Annotated in this window: 16 protein-coding genes and 1 tRNA gene; 13 read left to right on the forward strand and 4 right to left on the reverse strand. The window is 62.7% G+C overall.

Going from position 1 to position 17,378, the window contains the following annotated elements:
* Positions 1–39 precede the first annotated feature (39 nt).
* Together rpoH and EJ079_RS12100 are read right to left on the reverse strand one after the other, a co-directional pair.
* On the reverse strand, positions 40–951 hold the full coding sequence (gene rpoH, locus EJ079_RS12095) for an RNA polymerase sigma factor RpoH (protein ID WP_127268033.1): 912 nt from the start codon (positions 949–951) through the stop codon (positions 40–42).
* Positions 952–1,152: 201 nt separating this feature from the next.
* Positions 1,153–2,193, reverse strand: coding sequence for an RluA family pseudouridine synthase (locus EJ079_RS12100; RefSeq protein WP_127809078.1), 1,041 nt, complete (start codon positions 2,191–2,193; stop codon positions 1,153–1,155).
* A gap of 28 nt (positions 2,194–2,221) precedes the next feature.
* On the opposite strand from EJ079_RS12100, the gene EJ079_RS12105 reads away from it, so the two are divergent.
* The 7 genes from EJ079_RS12105 to EJ079_RS12135 all read left to right on the forward strand — a co-directional run bounded on the left by EJ079_RS12105 (position 2,222) and on the right by EJ079_RS12135 (position 5,953).
* Entirely contained in the window at positions 2,222–2,605 is a 384-nt protein-coding gene (locus EJ079_RS12105) for a fimbrial protein (protein ID WP_127268031.1), read from the forward strand.
* A 54-nt stretch (positions 2,606–2,659) separates the two neighbouring features.
* Positions 2,660–3,067, forward strand: coding sequence for a VOC family protein (locus EJ079_RS12110; RefSeq protein WP_127809079.1), 408 nt, complete (start codon positions 2,660–2,662; stop codon positions 3,065–3,067).
* A 90-nt stretch (positions 3,068–3,157) separates the two neighbouring features.
* Positions 3,158–3,232, forward strand: a tRNA-Glu gene (locus tag EJ079_RS12115).
* 179 nt (positions 3,233–3,411) lie between these two features.
* The gene (locus EJ079_RS12120) at positions 3,412–3,588 is read left to right on the forward strand and encodes a Flp family type IVb pilin (protein WP_127320620.1); all 177 of its coding nucleotides are present in this window, start codon (positions 3,412–3,414) and stop codon (positions 3,586–3,588) included.
* A gap of 272 nt (positions 3,589–3,860) precedes the next feature.
* A complete protein-coding gene (locus EJ079_RS12125; RefSeq protein ID WP_127268028.1) occupies positions 3,861–4,442 on the forward strand; it encodes a VOC family protein in 582 nt (193 codons plus the stop codon).
* A gap of 22 nt (positions 4,443–4,464) precedes the next feature.
* A complete protein-coding gene (locus tag EJ079_RS12130; protein ID WP_127809080.1) occupies positions 4,465–5,292 on the forward strand; it encodes a glutathione S-transferase family protein in 828 nt (275 codons plus the stop codon).
* Between the two features lie 292 nt (positions 5,293–5,584).
* Entirely contained in the window at positions 5,585–5,953 is a 369-nt protein-coding gene (locus tag EJ079_RS12135; protein WP_127809081.1) for a hypothetical protein, read from the forward strand.
* Positions 5,954–5,967: 14 nt separating this feature from the next.
* Here the strand turns inward: EJ079_RS12135 and EJ079_RS12140 are convergent, their stop codons facing one another.
* Positions 5,968–6,180, reverse strand: a complete 213-nt coding sequence (locus EJ079_RS12140) for a hypothetical protein (protein ID WP_023810978.1) — start codon at positions 6,178–6,180, stop codon at positions 5,968–5,970.
* Positions 6,181–6,497: 317 nt separating this feature from the next.
* Here EJ079_RS12140 and EJ079_RS12145 point away from each other — a divergent pair, with 317 nt between their 5' ends.
* Both EJ079_RS12145 and EJ079_RS12150 read left to right on the forward strand, forming a co-directional pair.
* Positions 6,498–7,412: a DUF2865 domain-containing protein gene (locus EJ079_RS12145; RefSeq protein ID WP_127809082.1), complete on the forward strand. Its 915-nt coding sequence runs from the start codon at positions 6,498–6,500 to the stop codon at positions 7,410–7,412.
* A 124-nt stretch (positions 7,413–7,536) separates the two neighbouring features.
* Positions 7,537–7,773 (forward strand): hypothetical protein, encoded by a 237-nt coding sequence (locus tag EJ079_RS12150; RefSeq protein ID WP_013529265.1) that lies wholly within the window; start codon positions 7,537–7,539, stop codon positions 7,771–7,773.
* 72 nt (positions 7,774–7,845) lie between these two features.
* On the opposite strand, the gene EJ079_RS12155 is transcribed toward EJ079_RS12150, so the two are convergent.
* Positions 7,846–8,196 (reverse strand): hypothetical protein, encoded by a 351-nt coding sequence (locus EJ079_RS12155; protein WP_127809083.1) that lies wholly within the window; start codon positions 8,194–8,196, stop codon positions 7,846–7,848.
* Positions 8,197–8,387: 191 nt separating this feature from the next.
* On the opposite strand from EJ079_RS12155, the gene EJ079_RS12160 reads away from it, so the two are divergent.
* From EJ079_RS12160 to pstA, 4 genes are all read left to right on the forward strand, one after another.
* Positions 8,388–12,953: a PAS domain-containing protein gene (locus EJ079_RS12160; protein WP_164873772.1), complete on the forward strand. Its 4,566-nt coding sequence runs from the start codon at positions 8,388–8,390 to the stop codon at positions 12,951–12,953.
* Between the two features lie 509 nt (positions 12,954–13,462).
* A complete protein-coding gene (locus EJ079_RS12165; protein WP_127809085.1) occupies positions 13,463–14,491 on the forward strand; it encodes a substrate-binding domain-containing protein in 1,029 nt (342 codons plus the stop codon).
* Positions 14,492–14,587: 96 nt separating this feature from the next.
* A complete protein-coding gene (pstC, locus tag EJ079_RS12170; protein ID WP_127809086.1) occupies positions 14,588–16,054 on the forward strand; it encodes a phosphate ABC transporter permease subunit PstC in 1,467 nt (488 codons plus the stop codon).
* Positions 16,051–17,367 carry a phosphate ABC transporter permease PstA gene (gene pstA / locus EJ079_RS12175; RefSeq protein WP_127809087.1) on the forward strand — a complete coding sequence of 439 codons (1,317 nt, stop codon included), beginning with the start codon at positions 16,051–16,053 and terminating at the stop codon, positions 17,365–17,367. Before pstC ends, pstA begins: the two co-directional genes overlap by 4 nt.
* The last annotated feature ends 11 nt before the right edge of the window (positions 17,368–17,378 follow it).

Genomic DNA, 17,378 nt, shown 5'->3' on the forward strand with positions numbered 1-17,378 from the left:
TCCTGGCGCCGCCTTGATTTTTTGTTGCCTTAGCTAACCTTACGCCGCCGGCTGCGCCTCAATCGTGCGCAGCGCCTGGGTCTGGCGCTTGGCGGCGGCCTTGACCGCGTCCTGCACCTTCTCGAAGGCGCGCACCTCGATCTGGCGCACGCGCTCGCGGCTGATGTCGAACTCGGACGACAGCTCTTCCAGCGTCAGCGGCTCTTCGGCGAGGCGACGGGCCTCGAAGATGCGCCGCTCGCGCTCGTTGAGCACGGCAAGAGCGCCCGACAGCATGCCGCGCCGGTTTTCCAGCTCGTCCTGCTCGATCAGCATCTCTTCCTGGCTTTCGTGGTCGTCGACCAGCCAGTCCTGCCATTCGCCGGATTCGCCTTCGCTGGCCCGGATCGGGGCGTTGAGCGAGGCGTCGCCGGACAGGCGGCGGTTCATCGACACCACTTCGGCTTCGGAAACGTTCAGCCTTGTGGCGATCTCGGTGATCTGGTCGGGCTTCAAGTCGCCGTCGTCGAGCGCCTGGATCTTGCCCTTCACCTTGCGCAGGTTGAAGAACAGGCGCTTCTGGTTGGCGGTCGTGCCCATCTTGACCAGGCTCCACGAGCGCAGGATGTACTCCTGGATCGAGGCCTTGATCCACCACATGGCATAGGTCGCGAGGCGGAAGCCACGCTCGGGTTCGAATTTCTTGACAGCCTGCATCAGGCCGACATTGCCTTCCGAGATCACTTCACCGATCGGCAGGCCATAGCCGCGATAGCCCATGGCGATCTTGGCAACGAGCCTGAGGTGGCTGGTGACGAGCTTGTGCGCAGCGGAGGTGTCTTCATGCTCCGCATAACGCTTGGCGAGCATGTACTCTTCCTGCGGCTGCAGCATGGGAAAGCGGCGGATTTCTTCCAGGTAGCGGCTGAGGCCGCCTTCGCCGGAAACGATACTGGGTAGTGACTGGGCCATGATAGCGCCCCCTCTCTATTGGAGTGATGCCCCCGAAACGCGGCGGGCATGTGACGCGAGCACCAAAAGGCTCGCCCGCGACATCAGATCTTATACAGGAACAAAACCAGAAAAGACAGGCATTTGTTCAACACGAAACAGTGTGTCACGGTGAAGTGAACAATGTCAGTCAGGTTTTTTGATGGCTTGTCGGTGACGGGTTCAGAGCTTGCGGAAGCCGCCGACGAGTTCCTCCATGTCCCTCGGTAACGGCGCCTCGAACCTCATCGTTAGATGGGTAGTGGGGTGCCGAAATGCAAGGAGCCAGGCATGCAAAGCTTGCCGGGGAAATGCCTTGACCTGGCTTTTCAGCGGTTCGGGCAGCCGGTTGGCCTTGGTGCGGAAGGCTTGGCCGTAATCGGGGTCGCCGATCACCGGGTGGCCGATATGCGCCATGTGGACACGGATCTGGTGGGTGCGGCCGGTCTCCAGCCGGCATTCGACCAGGCTGGCCGTGGCGAACTCCTGTTGGCTCTCGCCGAAGCGCTCCTGCACGGCGAAGTGGGTGACCGCATGGCGGGCGTCGTCGCGTCCTTCCGGCACCACGGCACGGCGCACGCGGTCGGCGGCGCGGCCGAGCGGCGCGTCGACCCTTCCGGTCGGCCTCTGCGGTATGCCCCAGACCAGCGCCAGATAGGCACGCTCCAAGTCGCCGGTCAGGCCGTGATCGGCGAAAGCCTCGGACAGTGACTTGTGGGCGCGGTCGGTCTTGGCGACCACCATGACGCCGCTGGTCTCCTTGTCGAGGCGGTGGACGATGCCCGGCCGGCGCACACCCCCGATTCCTGAAAGGCTGGCGCCGCAATGATGGATCAGCGCATTGACCAGCGTGCCGGTCCAGTTGCCCGCTCCGGGGTGCACGACAAGCCCGGCCGGCTTGTTGATGACGATCAGTTCGTCGTCCTCATAGAGTACATCGAGTGCGATGTTCTCGCCCTGCGGCTCCGCCGGCTCCGGCTCCGGCATGGTAACCGACACGCTCTCGCCCGGCGCCATCTTGCGCTTGGTCTCGTCGACGGGCTTGCCGTCGACCGAGACCGCGCCCTGCCTGATCAGCATCTGCACGCGGCTGCGTGACATGTCCGGGCCAAGGCTTGCGGCCAGCCACTGGTCGAGGCGCAGGCCGGCCGCATCCGCGCCCGCCACCAGCACTGTCGGTTCCGCCTCTATCAATTCAGGGGCCTCTTCGCTATGAGCGCTCATTGAAAAACCGTTCCGGAACTGTTTTGCCATGGCCAGCCCGATCGCCGAAGAAGACCAGGATAAGCCGCTCGACCCCGAGGTCGAAAAGGTGCGCAGGAAACTCGTCCGCTTCGTCGGGATCAATCTCGGCCTGCTGTTCCTCGCCCTTATGGTGGTGATCGGCGCCCTTGTCTACAAAGCGCGCAATGCACCGCCGGCGAACCCGCCGCTGGCCGGCGATATCCAGACACCCGCCGGCGAACCGGTCAACGGCGACATCGTGCTGCCGGTCGGCGCCACGGTGGTCAGCCAGTCGCTGTCCGGCAATCGTGTCTCGATCGACGCCGAGCTTGCCGATGGCAGCCGCACGATCTTCGTCTACGACATCACCGAGCGACGCCTGATCGGCCGCTTTGCGATCCGCAACAAGTGACCGTGACCGAGCCGCAACGATGAACGGCAGCAGGCCAATGAGCAAGCCTCAGGCATGAGCGGGTTCGCCGAGCATCGCCGCATCGCCACGGTCGCCCTGGTCGTCGCCAATTATGACGAGGCGATTGCCTGGTATGTCGAGCGGCTGGGCTTCCTGCTCGCCGAAAATGTCGATCTCGGCGGCGGCAAGCGCTGGGTCACAGTGGCGCCGGCCAACGGGCAGGGCGCCAGGCTGCTTCTGGCGGAAGCGTCCGACGAGGCGCAAAGGCGGAGCATCGGCAACCAGACCGGTGGCCGTGTCTTCCTGTTCCTGGAAACCGACGACTTTGCCCGCGACCACGCAGCGATGCTGGAGAAGGGCGTCGAATTCCGCGAAGCACCGCGCTTCGAGCCCTACGGCACGGTGGCGGTTTTCGCCGATCTGTACGGCAATCTCTGGGATCTGATCGAACCGAAACGATAGGCTCACGGCCGGCTTTTCCTCGGCAAGGGAAAGCGGCCTAACCCCAGTTGCTTTTTCCCAGCGCTCAGCCTATATCGCCGGTTCTTGAACGCGCCCATCGTCTAGCGGTCAGGACACCGCCCTCTCACGGCGGGAACAGGGGTTCGATTCCCCTTGGGCGTACCAAGTTTTCCGACAAATTCGCAGGATGCCGCCGATTTCGTTTCTGAAGTTGACGACCCTCGATACTGGCCTTCATTTCATTCGTCTGGCAAATGTTAACGGACCCGAAACCGAGAACCTTAACGCCCCCGCAACTCACGACGATATATTAGTTGTCGCTTTAGTAGCTGTAGGAGGTCGACATGAAGAAAATAGCCTGTCGTTTCGCTTGGGACGAGTCGGGCGCGACCGCGATCGAGTATGGCTTGATCGCGGCTCTTATCGCGCTGGCGATCATCACCGGCGCCGGGGCGCTGGGCAATTCGCTCAACGGAATCTTCACGAACGTCGGCACTACGGTCAACAGCAGCGGCTCGTAAGTCGGTATCTCAATTCGGTCGGCCGTCGGCCGGATCGTCGACCCTCAGCCTCCAAAAGCGTAGCGTGTACGCCCTTCCGATGTCCGGGCATCGGAAGGGCGGCGCACTCTCAATCATCCGGCTTATCCGTTGCGTCGCCGCGTTCGTCGCTTCTGGCGCTGCGGCCCTGTTTGCATTAGCATCACGTCACGGATCCTGAGGTTCGGCTCCGGCGGCGCGCAGAACGCCGCGCTGCCCGGACGGCCAGTTGATGCCGTGGGGGAGGAATGCCAATGCAGAAGCTGCAGTCGCAGGGCGTTCATCACATCACGCTGGTCGGCGCCGGGCGCCAGACCTCTATCGATTTCTGGGAAGGCGTGCTCGGCATGCCGTTCATCTTCGAACAGCCCAACCTCGACAAGCCGAGGGAAAGCCATCTCTATTTCGATCCCGGCGACGGCCGGCTGATCACCATCTTCACCGACGAGAGCCGCACACCGGAGAAGCGGCGCACGCCGACCGATCCGGGCTGTGTCCACCACATCGCCTTTTCGGTGTCGCGCGTCACCTTCCTGCAGGCGGTCTCCCGTCTTGACGAGCGCGGCATCAAGCACAGCGGCGTCAAGGATCGCGGTTTCATGGATTCGATCTATTTCGAGGATCCGCTCGGCCTGCTGATCGAACTGGCGTCCTACCGCTTCGAACCGCCAGCGGGCTTCACCCACGCCGATGTGCTGATGGAAGCGCACAGGCTGCGGGTCGCGCGCGGCGACTACAACATCGCCGAAGTGCATCTCGCCGATGCGATCCAGGCGCTCGTCGAACGTTCCCGCGCCACCTTGTCGGACGATCGGGCGCCGAAGAACCCATACTGAACAGACCAGAGGGAGGAACAAGATGGCCAAGACAGCGACGAAGACTGCCGGGAAATCCGCGGCGAAAGCTGCGGCAAAGCCAAAAGCCAAGGCGGCCGCCAAGCCTGCGGTGAAGGCGACGGCAAAAGCCGCGCCCAAGGCCAAGCCGGCCAAGAAGCCGGCGTTGAAGCTCAGCATGCTGAAGCCCAGCGTCAACAACATGACCGTGCGGGTGTTTGCGCGCGCGGCCGGTTTCGACAATGCCGAGACCGATGCCTGGGGCCACACCCGTTCGCCGGAGTTCATGGCGCGAAATCCCGCCCATTTGACACCGATGATCGAGGACAAGGGCCTCCCTAGAGGCGTGTTGTGGGAAAGCTGCGCCATCATGCAGTATCTCGCCAACAAGCACGGGCTGGAGAAATTCTATCCGAAGGCGCCGGCCAAGCGGGCGATGGTCGACAGTGCCATGTTCTACCTGATCGGCACGCTCTACCCCTATGTGGCACGCGCCACCTATCCGGCGCTCGGCTTCCCACAATATGCCGGCGAGGTCGGCCACAGCGACGCGCACCCCGACAGGAAGTCGGAGGCCCAGAAGGCGGCGATGGCGGCGATCGCCGAGCCGCTCGAAGTGTTTCACAGCTTCTTCAGGGACGGCAAGCCGTTCATCGGCGGCAAGAACCCGTCGATCGCCGATATCCGCCTGGCGGCGACGCTCGAATTCCTAGCCGTCGTCGACTATGCCTTGCCCAAGTGGGCGAAGGACTATGTGGCGGCGATCGAGAAGACGCTCGGCAAGGCCTATAGCGAGCCGGCCGGCGATGTGCGCGGCTACATCGCCCATGTGAAGTCGCAGGCCAAGGCCTGAGGTTAAGGATACGTTAACCAAAGCCCTGTCTACTGCAGGCAATTCGCTTTCGGCCCGCGACCACGGATGTACTGGCGCAGAACGTCGTAGCGATAGGAAAGGTCGGCGCAATGCCGGCCTTTTTGCTTTCGCACGCCATCGCCAAGTGCGAATTGGCACGCAGGCCTCGTCCAGTGTCGCTTTTTTGGCGTCAACTTTTGTCGGGAGATATTGTCATTGCCGGCGTTGGCCCTACCATCCATCTCGGCAGTCCGGCATGGATTGTCGGTCAGGCATGAGACGAGGGCTGGCGATGAAAAGCGTTGCGAGACGGATTGCGGTTGCGGGCGTGATGCTGGCAACCGCTGTCCATGCTTCGAGTGCAGCCGAACTCAACACGATGGACGATGTCGGGGCAGCGATCCAGGCATGCTGGACACCGCCGGCGGACGCCGGGACCGCCAGCGTCACCTTGAGCTTCAGCTTCAAGCGGGATGGCACGCTGATCGGCCCGCCGAGGCCGACGGCCATTAAAGTGGATGGTGATGCCAAAGCGAAGAAATCGTTTGTCGATGCCGCGACAGCGGCCCTGCAGGATTGCCTGCCCCTGACTTTCTCGGCGAAGCTGGCGCAAGGGGTCGCTGGCAACGTGTTTACGTTGCAATTCGCTTCTCCAAAATAGGCGCCGCTGCCGGTTCAGTGGTGACTGCGCCTGGCCTCGGCATGCCGGGCAAGATCGGGCGTCTCGAAGACGTAGTCGCTCCAGGCTGATTCAGGAACCTGGCCGGCCAGATAGCATTCCAGCAACAGGCTTTGCTCGGGATTGAGTGGCCTTGGCGCGCGCTGGTCCAGCCCCAGCGAGTGAAACAGGTTTCTTGTCAGGTCGGAGACGGTGAAGTGGATCGACATCTGCGTTCTCCCTTTGGTCCTTCAACGCGGAAGGCCCGACAAAGGTTTCGAACCCCTGGTGATAATGGCGCATTGATCTCGGTCCGTTGCGCTGCAGGTCCTCGGCGACGGTCAGGCTTGCGCTTTCCTTCGAGGTTCGTCTCAATCTTGAAATAAAAATGTAATATCGAATTTACATGAGGTGACGTAGTACAATAGACAATAGGTCATTCATGTCGAAATTCGTTAGATTATTAGGAATTACTCATGTAGCCGAATCTTGCTGAAGTCATGGACTCTAAATTCCAGGTTCTCCGCAAAAAGGACCAGTTGTCCCGATGATCCGTTTCTGGCCCTCCATGGTGATCGCATTTATTTCGCTGGCGGCAGTGTTGTTCGGTACGCTTTCGTCCTACGCGGACAGCTGCGGCGCGATCAGAAGCCAGTTGCTTTCGGCTGGCCGCAGCGGCGGGGCGAGCCCGGAGCTTGCCCAGTTTCGCCGGCAACTTGCAGCCATCCAGACTATCGAGAGACAGCGCCAGTGCACGGCGAAGAGTTCGCTTGGTGGTCTCTTCAACGCTTGCGCCGATCTCGCCAGGAGCCGCTCGGATGTGCAGCGCCGGATTGCTGCCGCTGGGAATTCGGGCCGCGACACAGCGGGCCTGCAGGCGCGCCTCGTCGCGCTTGGCTGTGCGACTTCGGCAAAGCAACGGCCTGTGCGCGCCGCGCCCAGCACCCAATCGGCGAGCACCACGTTCGCCGGCAATGCGATGCTGTTTTGCGTGCGTCTGTCGGACGGATATTTCTTCCCGGCGCCAAAGTCGCAATTCGCCGCCAGCGGCGATCTGAAGGAGACGGTCGATCAATGCCGTTACATCTGCGATGACCCCGGCGTCGACCTCTACACGTTGAACGACGCCAGCCTCGAGACCGACCAGATGACCGCGCTCGACACGCGCAAACCCTATACCGAGCTGCCGGCAGCCTTCAGATATCGCGATGATGCGAATTTCAAGGCATGCGACGTCAAGCGCTACTACCAGCGGGTCACCGAACTGCGAGCCAGGACCGTGACGCCCGCCAACATGCGCAACGCCATTATTCCGTTGCCGACGGCGAAGCCGGATCTCGGCACGGTTGCGGCCGTCCCCGGGATCGATGCCGAAGCCCCAGGTGCCGCCCAGCACCTTTCGATCGAGGCCGGCGAGCGGCTGGTGCGCTTGGTCGGCCCGGCATTTTTCCCGGCCGAATGATCGCCGGTCTTCCCCGATTTGCGATCACCGGCGGCGGCGTGCCTGCTGCTATGCGGCTGCGCGATCCGTCTGGAACAGAGGGGCGCTCACGGCGTTGTGATCGACATCAGCCGGGAGGAACGCCATGGCTACGTTCAGGGAAATGCGGGTGCTGGAGATCGTCGAAGACGACTCGCTGACCACCGAACAGAAAATCGCCGAACTGCGCGAGATCGAATCCGAGGCGCGTGGGTTGCAGCGGGCTGCCTCGGAGGGTCCAATGGACGACGATGACGGTTGGCAGGAAGATCTGCGCCAGGTTCGTCTTGCACTCGACAAGCTCGGAGCGAAGGAGCCGAAAAAAGGCGCTGCTTCCCTGTGAAAGCCCGTTCGCCGAGCTATCCGCGGATCGTGTTTGTTTGACCGAACCCCGCTTTTAGGACCAAGCTCCAATCTAATCGCAGACCATGCGAGCTCTCTTGCCAGGCTCGCTGATGTTCCTGCAGGTCAGCGACTTCGCCGGCGCCGATAGGGACGCCGACGCAGGCAACCTCGTCTGGTGCCGTTTCGGTGCGGCATGGCTGACCTTGCGCTCGGAAAAACGCCGGGGCGGCTGCGGCGCCACCGGAAAAGCGCCGTTTTCGACCTCGGCTTGCCCATAGTCGACATTCGGTGGCGGCCGGTCCCAGAAGCGCCGGACATCGAGCGGCCTCGGGATGACGACCGTGCCGTCATAACTGCGCGAGCAACCGCCGCCGAAAAGCAGCGCTAGCCCCATGAAAAAAGGCACAATCCGTCCAAGCATCAGCAATACCCCTGCCGTTGCTTATATAGCGGGTTCGACCCCGCCGACAACCGGGCGGAATGAAGCAGACCGTGCCGCGCAATCCTGTCTAACCGACCGTTAAGGTTAGCGGATCCTTAATGCTTCACGGGCACATTCCGCCGACGAACCGCGGAGGAGGGTTCGGCCTTGGTTTTCGGGGTGGGAACGGCATGGCGGAAGCGGACGAAACAATCGGCGCGCGCGGCAAGCGCGGGCCTCGCAGATCCACAGCGCAAGGCGATGATGCATCATCGTCCGCCTCTTGCATGGATTCGAACGATGCGCTTCGCCAACTCGTCGAAGCCGGTTCCGACTGGGTCTGGGAGACCGACGCCGAACTGCGCTTCTCCTGGCTCTCGCAAAATTACCAGGCAGCCACCGGCATCGATCCGGCAAACGTGCTTGGCCGGTTCCGCTTCGACTTCCTCAATCAGGTCCTGAACGGCGATCGTAGTGGCGCCGCGCATTTGGAGGATCTGCAGGCGCACCGGCCTTTTCGCGACTTCGTCTACGAACTCAAGGGTGGCAGCGCCGACTGTCGCTGGGTCTTGACATCAGGCTTTCCGAAGTTCGACGACGAAGGAAGATTTGCCGGCTATCGCGGAATCGGCCGCAACGTCACGGCATTGGCCGGCGCCTTCAAGGGTCCGGGGCCGGAACCATCGGCCGACGGCGAGCCCGACCAGCATCTGGCCGACCTCGAGCGGACGATGGACGCCATGCACATGGGCGTCGTGCTCCTCGACGCCAGGCTCGACACGCTGATCGTCAACAAGGCCTATCGCGACCTCTCGAGGATTCCGGACGGCGCTGTCGGCGTCGGCGCTCCGTTCAGCCTGTTGATGGAGCTCAACCGCCGCAGCGGCATCTATGGCGACATCGACGAACGGCAATGGCAGCGCTACCTTGCCACTCGTCTCGAGGAGATTCGCGCCGGATCCGTCGCGCCGCGCGAATTTGTCCATGCCAACGGCAGGACGATGATGTTCTCGGTGACGGCGCTGTCAGGCGGCAAGCGGCTGTTGACCTATTATGAGGTCACCGAGATCAAGCAACGCGATGCGGAGATCAAAAGCGCGAACGCCAAGATCGCCGAGACCTTCGCCAGTCTCCGCACCATGGTCGACCAGATGCCGATCGGTGTCCTCGTCCTCGACGCCGATATGCGCACCGAGATCATCAACCGTGCTTTCTATGATTTCTGGCAGATCGACGCCCGGCGCGCCGAGATCGGCTGCAGCTTCCGCGATCTGATGGACGCCAGCCGCGACATCGATCCGTTTGGTGCCGACGATGCATCATGGCAGCGGCATATCGCCGAGCGCGAGGCGGAAATCAGGGCCGGGATCGCCGCGGCGCGGCAGTTCCCGCGCAATGACGGCCGCACGCTGATATCGTCGATGGCGCCGCTGGCCGGCGGCAAGCGGCTGATCTCCTATGTCGACGTCACCGACATGAAGAACCGGGAGGCCGAACTTGCCGACGCGCTGGAGAAAGCGCGGCTGGCGGAGGCGGTGATCAACGCCGTCAAGGATCCGATCTTCGTCAAGGACGACCATCTGCGCTTTGTCTTCGTCAACGAGGCGTTCGCGGCTCTGTTTGGCCAGACGCCGCAAGCCATGCTCGGCAAGCCCGGCGGCGATTTCCTCCCAGCGAACGCTGTCGCGCTTTTCGAGCAGAGCGAAGGTGAGGTCCTTGCGACCGGGCGGCCGTACGAAGTGGAAGAGAATTTCGAGGTCGATGGCGCCAGCCGATCGCGCATCGTCAGGAAGAGCCGCGTCGGCATGGCCAGCGGCCGCAACTATGTTGCCGGCTTCCTGTTCGATATTTCCGAAATGAAGCGCCGCGAGACGGAAGCGCAGGATGCGCGCAAGCATCTCGCCAGCGTGCTGGAATCCTTGCCGGCCGCCGTGATCATCTACGATCGCGACGACAGGTTCGTTTTCGCCAACCGCAAGATCCAGGATACGCTGCCGGCCTTGAAGCCGGCATGGCAGCCCGGCTGCACATTCCGCGAGGCACTCGTTCTGGGCCATGCGAACGGCTATTTCCGCGACAGCGGCGATCCACAAGTCGACCAGCTCTACGACAGCGACCATGACCGCTGGCTGGATGCGATCCTCGCCCGCTACCGCTTGCCCAATTCCTGCTACGAGCGTCATAACCCCGACGGCCGCTGGCACCAGGTCTACGACATGCGGACCGATGATGGCACCTTCATCGGTGTTCGCGTTGACATCTCCGAGATCAAGAGCCGCGAGGCGGCATTGCGCGATTCGATGCGCCAGATCGACCTGTTCCGGCACGTGATGGACGAGTTGCCGGTGGCCGCCTTCATCAAGGCGCAGGACCTGAGCATCGAATTCGTCAACAAGGCCTGGTGCGCGATCACCGGCTTGACCAAGGAGGATGTCATCGGCCGCACCGACCGGCAGTTGTTCGGTGCGCAGGACGCCGATGGCTACAGCCATGACGACACGCAAGTCGCCGTGACGGGCGCCGTCAGGGAGGTCGAGGAACCCGTCACCCATCGCGACGGCACGGTTCGGCAGTTGATGACGCGCAAGAGCCGCCTGGTGACGCTGGACGGGTCGGTGCATCTGGTCGGTTCGAGCACCGACATCACCGACGTCAAGGCGCGCGAGCGTGCGCTGGAAGAGAGCATGCGCGAGAACGAGGTGTTCCGCAGCCTGATCGACAACGTGCCGGTATCGATCTACGCCAAGCGCTCCGATCTCAGGCAGTTCTATGTCAACAAGGGCTGGTGCGATCTCACGGGCTTCAGCAAGGAAGAGGCTATCGGCAAGACCGACATCGAGATTTTCGGGCCCGATGGCGAGGCTTTCGTCAATGGCGACCTCGCCGTGCTGCGCACCGGCGAAACCCAGGAGGTCGAAGAGACGGTGACGTTGGCCGACGGCAGCGTCAGGCATCAATTCGCCCGCAAGGGCGCGATGATCGCCTCCGACGGCTCGCTCTATCTGATCGGCTCGACCACCGACATCACCGAGCTGAAGATGCGAGAGGCGGAACTACGCGAAGCGCGTCAGCGCGCCGTGCTCGCCGACCGCGCCAAGTCGGAATTCCTCGCCAATATGAGCCATGAGATCCGTACGCCGATGAACGGTGTGCTCGGCATGGCCGAACTGCTGGCCAAATCGGACCTCGACCCGAAGCAGAAGACGTTTACCGACATCATCGTGAAATCGGGCAATGCGCTGCTCACCATCATCAACGACATCCTGGACTTCTCCAAGATCGATGCCGGTCAGTTGGTGCTCGATCCGGCGCCCTTCAATCTGGCCGAGGCGATCGAGGATGTGGCGACGCTGGTGTCGACACGTGCCAAGGAAAAGGACCTCGAGCTGATCGTTCGTGTCGAGCCTCGGCTCGAGAGCCTGTTCGTCGGCGATGTCGGCCGTATCAGACAGATCGTCACCAACCTGCTCGGCAACGCGGTGAAATTCACCGATGAAGGCCATGTGCTGGTCGACGTCACCGGCGAGAGGGCTCCAACCGGAACGAAGCTGACGATCTCGGTCACCGATACAGGTATCGGTATCCCCGAGGAAAAACTGAAACTGGTGTTCGAGAAATTCAGCCAGGTCGACACCTCGTCGACGAGGCGACACGAGGGGACCGGTCTCGGCCTCGCCATCACCTCGCGGCTCGTCGAGCTGATGGGCGGCGATATCGGGGTCGAAAGTGCGGAAGGCAAGGGCTCGACTTTCTGGTTCTCGGTGACGCTGCCGAGGGCCGGACAGCAGAACGGACAGCGCATCATGCCGATCGACGTGACCGGTGCGCGTGTGCTGATTGTCGACGACAATGCCGTCAACAGGGCGATCCTGACCGAGCAGATGACGTCGTGGACGTTCGATTCCTGCGCTGCCGAAAGTGGCGCAGAAGGCCTCAGGGTGCTGATCGCCGCCGCCGCCTATGGCGTCCCGGTCGACTGCGTCGTGCTCGATTACCAGATGCCTGGAATGAGCGGCGCCGAAATGGCGCGGATCGTGCGCAACACCGCCGGCCTTGCCGGCACGCCGATCATCATGCTGACCTCGGTCGACCAGTCGCTCGCCAACACCAGCTATCGCGATCTCGGCATCGATGCCCAGTTGATCAAGCCGGCGCGCTCTTCGGTGCTGCTGGAAACGCTGGTCGCCACCATCCAGCGGCATCGCCACAACACGAGCGGCAGCGACGCGCAGCCGCTCGCAGCCGACGTCGCTACGGGTTATGTGATGCGGACGCAGCCCTCGGCACCGTCCGAACAGCGGGCGCTGCTGCAGCCGCCTTCGATTCGCCCCCGGCCACCGGTGGCGGCTGGCGGCGACAGGCTGGATATCCTGGTGGCCGAGGACAATGAGGTGAACCAGATGGTGTTCACCCAGATCCTCGGCGAGACCGGTTATGGTTTCGAGATCGTCGGCAATGGCCGCAAGGCGCTCGACGCCTTCGGCCGGCTGAACCCGTGCATGATCCTGATGGATGTCTCCATGCCGGAGATGAACGGTCTCGAAGCAACCGCCGCCATTCGCCGGCTGGAGGAAGAAACCGGCACGCATGTGCCGATCGTCGGCGTCACCGCGCATGCGCTGAAGGGCGACCGCGAGCGCTGCCTGGAGGCAGGCATGGACGACTATCTGCCCAAGCCGATCAGTCCCCGGGCGTTGCTCGAGAAGGTCGAGCGCTGGGTCGGCGCCAGCCGGCAGGCGCAGCGCAACGCCGGGTAAGGCCGGCTCTGCCCGAGTACCGGGAATACGGCGAAGATTCGCGCCCCTGTCAGCGGCCAAGACTATGGTGCGATCGCACCATATGAAAGGCGGCATCCAGCCGAGACAATAGCGACATTCGAATTCCGCTCTTCCCAGTTACGGGCGGGAGCAGCGACCGCCGGCATGAGACAGCGTCAACCTACCCCAACGGACCTGTTTTCGGCGATGGCCCGGCCACGACACCGTCTGGCTGAGAGCAACGCGCTCCCGTCCGGCTTTTCTTCATAAAGGCCGGCTGATCCCCAAATCGCCGGCCAGCCTCGACCGAATCGAGCAAGTCCCTGATTCCGGTGACAAAGCGGGGCTGCGTCGGGAGTGCCGGCCAGGCGGCATTCTGCTCATCCCGATGACGCGTTACCGGGGTGACATCAAACTGTCATGCGACTGTTATAATCGAAGGCTATTGGCCTCAGCGGGCGCCGACTGACGAGCGCCGAGAGACCATCTTCCGAACAGGAGCAGGCCACATGAAGAAATTCCTCTATACGGCGTCGGCCGCTGCGCTTGCGCTCGCCGCGACGTCCGGCTTCGCCGCCGCGCGCGACCAGATCCAGGTCGCCGGATCATCGACAGTGTTACCTTATGCCAAGATCGTCGCCGAGCAGTTCGGCGAAACATTCACCAACTTCAAGACCCCGGTCGTCGAATCCGGCGGCAGCGGCGCGGGCATCAAGGAATTCTGCAAGGGCGTCGGCGAAGACACGATCGACATCGCCAATTCGTCGCGTCCGATCAAGGCGGACGAACTCAAGTCCTGCGCCGACGCCGGCGTGAAGGAAGTCCAGGAAGTCCGGATCGGCTATGACGGCATCGTCTTCGCCACCGACATCAAGGGCCCGGATTGGGCGCTGGTTCCCGCCGACATCTACAAGGCGCTCGCGGCCAAGCTGGTCGTCGACGGCAAGCTCGTCGACAATCCGAACACCAAGTGGAGCCAGGTCAATCCGAAGCTGCCCGACTGGGACATCGCCGCCTATATTCCGGGCGAAAAGCACGGCACGCGCGAAGTGTTCGAGACCAAGCTTCTCGATGCCGGCTGTGACAAGGCTGCTCTCAAGGCCGCCGGCATTGCCGACGACAAGGAAATCGGCAAAACCTGCATCGCCATCCGCAAGGACGGCAAGGCCGTCGACATCGATGGCGACTATACCGAGACGCTCGCCCGCATCGACTCCAACAAGACCGGCGTCGGCGTGTTTGGCCTCGCCTTCTATGAGAACAATGCCGACAAGCTGAAGGTCGCCACCGTGGAAGACGTCGTGCCTTCGACCGGGACGATCGCCAGCGGCAAGTATCCCGTCTCGCGCCCGCTGTTCTTCTACGTCAAGAAGGCGCATCTGGGCGTCGTTCCCGGCCTCAAGGAATATGTCGAGTTCTTCCTTGACGACCAGATGGTTGGCCCGGAAAGCCCGCTCGCCGAATACGGCCTCGTTGCTGCTCCGGATGCCGAGCGTCAGGCCCAGCGTGACGCTTTCGCCGCCGGAAAGTCGATGTAATCAGCTGCCGAACCGGGGTGCGGGCCAAATCCCGCGCCCCGGTTTCATCGCAGGCCGCAATGGCGGCTGCGTAAGAATTTCTCTTGGGGTGGGTCCATGTCGTCCTTGCTCGTACTGGCCATCGTCGTTGCCGTCGGCCTGGTTGCCTTTTTCATCGGTCGGCAACGTGCCGCGGCCCACGACAATGGCAAGGTCAAGCCGCATTCGCGCGCCCACTATCATGGCTGGTGGGCCTTCCTGCTCGCCGTTCTGCCTGCTTTTTTGCTGCTTGCCGTCTGGACCGTCGGGTCTTCCGTCTATCTTGACCGACACATTCACACTGCCTTGCCCGAGCGCACCGTCGACAGCAAGGTTGCCAGTGAGGCACTGGATGTCAGCCTGGTAAAGAGCCTCGCCAGGGGCCTGCGCAAACTCGATGCAGGCACACTGGCCGCAATGCCTGCCAGCTTTGCCGAGCTGCAGCCGCTGCTCGCCGCCAAGGGTGTGGCACTGGCGAGCGACACGCAGGATTACATGATCCCGATCGCCGTCGAGGCGAACAAGGTCCAGGACCGGCTCGGCCTGTTCGGCGCCATTGTCATTCTCGTTTCCTCGATCGCCGGCGCCTTCTATGCGCTCAGGCAGATCGAGCCGCGCGCCAGGGCACGCAACAATGTCGAGAGGCTGATGCTGTGGGGGCTGCTTGCCGCCTCCACCATCGCCATCCTGACAACCATCGGCATCGTGCTTTCGATGCTGTTCCAGACGATCACCTTCTTCGAAAGCGTCTCGCCGATGAGTTTCTTCTTCGGCACCGTCTGGGATCCGCGTTTTGCCGCTGCCGGTTCGGGCGGCAGCCAGGGCCAATTCGGCCTGATCCCGCTTCTTGCGGGCACGCTCTACATCGCCGCCGTCGCGCTGCTGGTTGCGGTGCCGGTCGGGCTGATGTCGGCTGTCTACATGGCCGAGTATGCAACGCCCAAGGTGCGCTCGGTGGTTAAGCCGGCGCTTGAACTGCTGGCCGGCATACCGACCATCGTCTACGGCATCTTCGCCGTCGTCACGCTTGGGCCGTTCCTGCGCGACCTGTCCGCGGCGCTGACCGGCGGTTCGCCCTTCATCCAGGGCCAGAGCATCTTCACCGCCGGCCTGGTCATGGGCGTCATGCTGATCCCGGTGGTGTCCTCTCTTTCGGACGACATCATAACCGCGGTGCCGCGCGCCATGCGCGACGGGTCGCTTGGCCTCGGCGCGACCCGCTCCGAGACGATCAAGCGGGTGATCCTGCCGGCTGCACTACCCGGCATCGTCGGCGCCATCCTGCTGACCGCCTCGCGCGCCATCGGCGAAACGATGATTGTCGTGCTGGCGGCGGGCGTCGCCGCCAACCTCACCATCAACCCGTTCGAGGCGATGACGACCATCACCGTCAAGATCGTCAACCAGCTCACCGGCGACCTCGAGTTCAATTCGCCGCAGACGCTGGTCGCCTTCGCACTCGGCCTGACGCTGTTCGCGCTGACGTTGGTGATGAACATCGTCGCGCTCTACATCGTGCGCAAATATCGGGAGCAGTACGAATGACCGACATTTCCATGAATACGATGGTCAGGGCGGCGGCCCATCCGCGCCGCGACATCGGCCTGAAGGCCCGTTACGCCGCCGAACGCCGTTTCCGCATCTATGGCGTCGTGGCGATTTCCGTAGGCCTGGCGTTCCTGGCAATCATGCTGATCACCATCGTCTCGAAAGGCTACACCGCCTTCTGGCAGACGACGGTATCACTGCCGATCTCGTTCGACGAGAAGGTGATCGATCCTTCCGGCAAGCGTGCAACCGATCCGAGCGTTCTGATCAAGGCAAATTATCCCAAGCTCGCCGAAAACGCGCTTGTGGCCAAGCTCGGCATCTCTCCTGATGACAAGCCGATGATCCAGAAGCTCAAGGGCTTCCTGTCGGAAGGCGCCCGCGTCCAGTTGCGCGACATCGTTGCCGCCGATCCGTCCGTGATCGGCACGACACGCAACGTCAACATCCTCGCCGCCGCCAATCTCGACTCGGCTTTCAAGGGCCAGATCGACCTCAGTGTCGAGGAAGCGCGACGCAAGGTCTCGGACCAGCAGATCACCTGGATGAACAAGCTCAAGACCGAGGGCGCGATGGCCGAGCACTTCAACAGCGGCCTGTTCACCTACGGCGCCTCCAGCCGCCCGGAAACCTCGGGCATGGGCGTGGCGATCATCGGCTCGTTTTATATGATGGTAATCGTGTTGCTCCTGGCGCTACCGATCGGCGTCGCCGCCTCCATCTATCTGGAGGAGTTCGCCAAGAAGAACCGTTTCACCGACCTTATCGAGGTCAACATCAACAATCTGGCAGCGGTGCCGTCAATCGTCTTCGGCTTGCTCGGCCTCGCGGTGTTCATCAATTTCCTGGGCATGCCGCGCTCCGCCGCTTTCGTCGGCGGCCTGGTGCTGACACTGATGACGCTGCCGACGATCATCATCGCGACGCGCGCTGCACTTGCCGCGGTGCCGCCGTCGATCCGCTCGGCGGCTCTCGGTCTTGGCGCCTCCAAGATGCAGATGGTGTTCCAGCACATCCTGCCGCTTGCCGCACCCGGCATCCTCACCGGCACCATCATCGGTCTAGCGCGTGCGCTCGGTGAAACCGCGCCCCTGCTGCTAATCGGCATGGTCGCCTTCGTCGCCGATCCACCGACGACGCCTTTCGATCCGGCCACCGCGCTGCCGGTGCAGATCTATATGTGGGCGAACGAGGCCGAACGCGCCTTCGTCGAGCGCATGTCGGGCGCGATCATCATCCTGCTCGTCTTCCTCATGGCCATGAACATCACCGCGATCGTGCTTCGGCGTCGGTTCGAGCGGCGCTGGTAGAAAAAAGGCAT

This window comes from Mesorhizobium sp. M7A.F.Ce.TU.012.03.2.1 (assembly GCF_004006095.1).
Classification (GTDB): domain Bacteria; phylum Pseudomonadota; class Alphaproteobacteria; order Rhizobiales; family Rhizobiaceae; genus Mesorhizobium.